Genomic DNA, 4,088 nt, shown 5'->3' on the forward strand with positions numbered 1-4,088 from the left:
GGACGAGGCCCAGCAGGATGAGGCCGCCGAGGTGCAGCCGGATGCCGCGGATGCGGCGCCTGCGACCGCTGCCGGCACCGAGGAAACCGCCGAAACGCCGCGCCGCGGCTGGTGGCAGCGGACGTTCGGCGCCTGATACGCCGGCACGTCGCTGAATGATGACGAGACGCCCGCCATTCCCCTCTGGAATGGCGGGCGTTTCTCATTCCGCTGCGGTTCATCCGCCCCCGTCCATGCACGCCGTTTCGCAAAGCAGGTTGCCGCGCGGCTCCAAGGTCACGATAATCACGCCCATGAAGCGTCTCCTCGCCGCCTTCACCCTTTCGGTCCTTGCCTTCGCGCAACCCGCGGCCGCCCAGTCGATCCTGCGCGATGCGGAGACGGAGGCGATGTTCGCCGACATGTCCGCCCCGCTCATCAAGGCGGCGGGGCTGGCGCCGCGCGACGTGCGGATCGTCCTGATCAACGATGGCTCGATCAACGCCTTCGTGGCAGGCGGCCAGACGGTGTACGTGCATTCCGGCCTGATCGCCGCGGCGGACAACGCCAACGAGGTGCAGGGCGTCATCGCGCACGAGCTCGGCCATATCGCCGATGGCCACGTCGTGCTGGCCGATCAGGCGATGAAGCCGGCAATGGGCATGTATCTGCTGTCGATGGTGCTGGGGCTCGCTGCGATGGCGGTGGGCAGCGGCGAGGCGGGGGCCGGGATGATGGCGCTCGGCCAGCAGGCGGCGATGGGCAAGGTGCTGGGCTATACCCGCACGCAGGAGTCGAGCGCGGACGCCGCCGGCGCGCGCTATCTCACCACCTCCGGAATCAGCGGCAAGGGGATGCTCAGCTTCTTCAAGAAGCTGCAGAACCAGGAATTCCGCTACGGCTACACCAACATCGATCCGTTCGCGCAGACCCACCCGCTGTCCGGCACGCGTATCGCGACGCTGACCGCGGATCTTCAGGCCGCCCCCTCGTGGAACGCCCCCGTCAACGGTCCGCTGGAAGAACGCTTCCGCCGGGTAAAGGCCAAGCTTCAGGGCTATGTCGGCACACCTGCCTCGACGCTCAACGCGTTCCCGGCCGCCGATCAGTCGGTCTATGCGCATTATGCGCGCGCCTATGCCTATCACAAGGCCGGCTACCCCGACAAAGCCGACGCCGAAAGCCGCGCGCTGATGGTCAAAGATCCGAACGACCCGTATTTTCAAGAAATTCGCGGCCAGATCCTGCTCGAAGCCGGCGAGCCGGAGGAAGCGCTCGCCCCCTTGCGTGCCGCCACCGAGGGTTCGCGCAACAATCCGCTGATCGCCACCACGCTGGGCCATGCGCTGATCGCCACCGAACAAAAGCAGCATCTGCCCGAGGCGATCAAGGTCTTGCGCATCGCCACCCAGCGCGACGACCAGAACCCGTTTGCCTGGGTGCAGCTCGGCACCGCGTACGAACAGACCGGCGACACCGCGCGTGCCGCGCTCGCCACCGCCGAGCGCGCCAGCATGATGGGCGACACCCGCACCGCCATCCAGAGCGCACGCTACGCGCTCGCCAACATTCCCTCGAACACGCCCGACTGGATCAGGGCGCAGGACATCGCCATGACTTCGCAGGACGCCGCCGACAGCAACAAGAAGCGCCGGCGTTGAACCGCCTCATCCTGGCGCTGGTCGCCGCACTCGGCCTCGCGCTCGGCGCGCTCGGCATGCTCTTCGTCCAGACCCGCTCCGGCACCGACGTGCGCGCCTATCTGCTCGAACACCCGGAAGTGATCCCCGAGGCGATGGCCCGGTTGCAGGAGCGCGAATCGGGCAAGGCGGTCGCCGCCGTCGCCGATCAGGTGACCAAGCCGTTCGGCAGCGCGTGGAGCGGCAATCCCAAGGGCGACGTCACGCTGGTCGAATATTACGACTATAACTGCGGATACTGCCGCGCCAGCCTGCCGCTGCTCAAGCAACTGACCGATGCCGATCCGAACCTGCGCATCGTCTACCGCGAACTGCCGATCCTGGCCGAATCGAGCCGCGACGCCGCACGCATGAGCCTGCTCGCCGCCGATCAGGGCAAGTTCCGGGCATTCCACGACGCGCTTTATGCCGGCGGCCAGGTAACCGACGCCTCGATCGCCGCCGCCGCGAAGCAGGCGGGCGTCGACACCGGCAAGCTGGCCGCCTTCACGCCAAAGGCGGATGCGGAGATCGTCCGCAACATGGAAACCGCCGGTCGTCTTGGGCTGAACGGCACGCCCGCCTGGATCGTCGGGAGCCGTGTTCTTTCCGGCGCGCTTCCGCTAGAAGAGCTGCAACGGGCCATCGCCGACGCACGGCGGTAAGGGGCGACAGAAAAAGGCGGCAGACCAGCGGCATGACCGATACGATCCTGTCCATCGCCGGGGTGGCGAAAACCTATGCCGGCGGCACCACCGCGCTCCACCCCGTCGATCTCGACATTCGCCGCGGCGAGATCTTTGCGCTGCTCGGCCCCAATGGCGCGGGCAAGACGACGCTGATCTCGATCGTCTGCGGCATCGTCACGCCGTCGGCGGGCACCATCACGGTCGCGGGGCATGACGCTGTGCGCGATTACAAGACCGCGCGCCGCATCGTCGGGCTGGTGCCGCAGGAACTGTCCACCGACGCGTTCGAGAGCGTGCTCGCCACCGTCACCTTCAGCCGCCGCCTGTTCGGCCGTTCGGGTCACAGCGCCTATATCGAACAGGTGCTGCGCGACCTGTCGCTGTGGGACAAGCGCCATGCCAAGATCATGGAGCTGTCCGGCGGCATGAAGCGCCGCGTGCTGATCGCCAAGGCGCTGGCGCACGAACCCGAGATCCTGTTCCTCGACGAGCCCACCGCCGGCGTCGACGTCGAGCTGCGCCGCGACATGTGGAAGCTGGTCCACCGCCTTCGCGAGCGCGGCACCACGATCATCCTGACGACGCACTATATCGAGGAGGCCGAGGAGATGGCCGACCGCGTCGGCGTGATCGCCAAGGGCCGCCTGTTGCTGGTCGAGGAAAAGGCCGCGATGATGCAGAAGCTGGGCAAGCGCGAAATGGTGCTGACGCTTGCCGAACCGATGGCCACGGTGCCCGCCGAACTCGCCGAATGGCACCCGGCGCTGGAGGACGAAGGCCGCCGCCTGCGCTACACCTTCGATGCGCGCGGCGAGCGTACCGGCATCCCCTCGCTGCTCCGCCGCCTGCAGGAACTCGATATCGCCTTCACCGACCTCGAAACCTTCAAGTCCAGCCTGGAGGATATCTTCGTCGATCTGGTCGAAAATGGCCGGACGCAGGAGCAAGCGGCATGAACCTGCACGGCATCTGGGGGATCTATCGCTTCGAAATGGCGCGCTTCGGCCGCACGATCTGGACCAGCCTGATGGTCCCGGTCATCACCACCTCGCTCTATTTCATCGTCTTCGGCTCCGCGATCGGCAGCCGGATGACCGAGGTGTCGGGCGTGCCCTACGGCGCGTTCATCGTGCCGGGGCTGATGCTGCTGGCGATCTTTTCGGAAAGCATCCTGAACGCGTCGCTGGGCATCTACATGCCCAAATTCACCGGCACCATGTACGAACTTCTGTCCGCGCCGCTGTCGCCGATGGAGACGATCCTCGGCTATGTCGGCGCCGCCACCACCAAGTCGGTGGTGATCGGCCTCGTCATCCTCGCGACCGCGCATCTGTTCGTCGATCTGCCCATTGCGCACCCGGTCGCGATGCTCGCCTATCTGGTGCTGGTCGCCGCAACCTTCTGCCTGTTCGGTTTTGCGATCGGCATCTGGGCCAAGGGCTTCGAACAGTTGCAGGTCATCCCCCTGCTCGTCGTCACCCCGCTCACCTTTCTCGGCGGCGCCTTCTACTCGGTGACCATCCTGCCCGAGCCTTGGCGCACGATCACGCTGTTCAATCCGGTCGTGTACCTGATCAACGGCTTCCGCTGGACCTTCTTCGGCACCGCCGACGTGGCGCTCGGCATCAGCCTGGGCGTGACGATGCTGTTCCTGCTCGCCTGCCTGGCCTGGATCACCTGGATCTTCAAGACCGGCTGGCGCCTGAAGAGCTGACCAGAAACGGGTAAGGGGCCGCCAAGC

Annotated in this window: 4 protein-coding genes; all 4 read left to right on the forward strand. The window is 66.4% G+C overall.

The genetic code is table 11. The features are described from left to right. The first annotated feature begins 293 nt into the window (after positions 1-293). Genes Q0U08_RS18255 through Q0U08_RS18270 form a run of 4 tightly spaced genes read left to right on the forward strand, consistent with a single transcriptional unit; the run spans position 294 to position 4,061 of the window. On the forward strand, positions 294-1,640 hold the full coding sequence (locus Q0U08_RS18255) for a M48 family metalloprotease (protein WP_298093103.1): 1,347 nt from the start codon (positions 294-296) through the stop codon (positions 1,638-1,640). 56 nt (positions 1,641-1,696) lie between these two features. Then, the gene (locus tag Q0U08_RS18260) at positions 1,697-2,323 is read left to right on the forward strand and encodes a DsbA family protein (RefSeq protein WP_298093106.1); all 627 of its coding nucleotides are present in this window, start codon (positions 1,697-1,699) and stop codon (positions 2,321-2,323) included. Positions 2,324-2,355: 32 nt separating this feature from the next. Further along, positions 2,356-3,303, forward strand: a complete 948-nt coding sequence (locus tag Q0U08_RS18265; RefSeq protein ID WP_298093104.1) for an ABC transporter ATP-binding protein — start codon at positions 2,356-2,358, stop codon at positions 3,301-3,303. Further along, positions 3,300-4,061, forward strand: coding sequence for an ABC transporter permease (locus tag Q0U08_RS18270; RefSeq protein WP_298093105.1), 762 nt, complete (start codon positions 3,300-3,302; stop codon positions 4,059-4,061). Before Q0U08_RS18265 ends, Q0U08_RS18270 begins: the two co-directional genes overlap by 4 nt. The last annotated feature ends 27 nt before the right edge of the window (positions 4,062-4,088 follow it).

This window comes from uncultured Sphingomonas sp. (assembly GCF_946477935.1).
In the GTDB taxonomy this organism is placed as follows: Bacteria; Pseudomonadota; Alphaproteobacteria; order Sphingomonadales; family Sphingomonadaceae; genus Sphingomonas.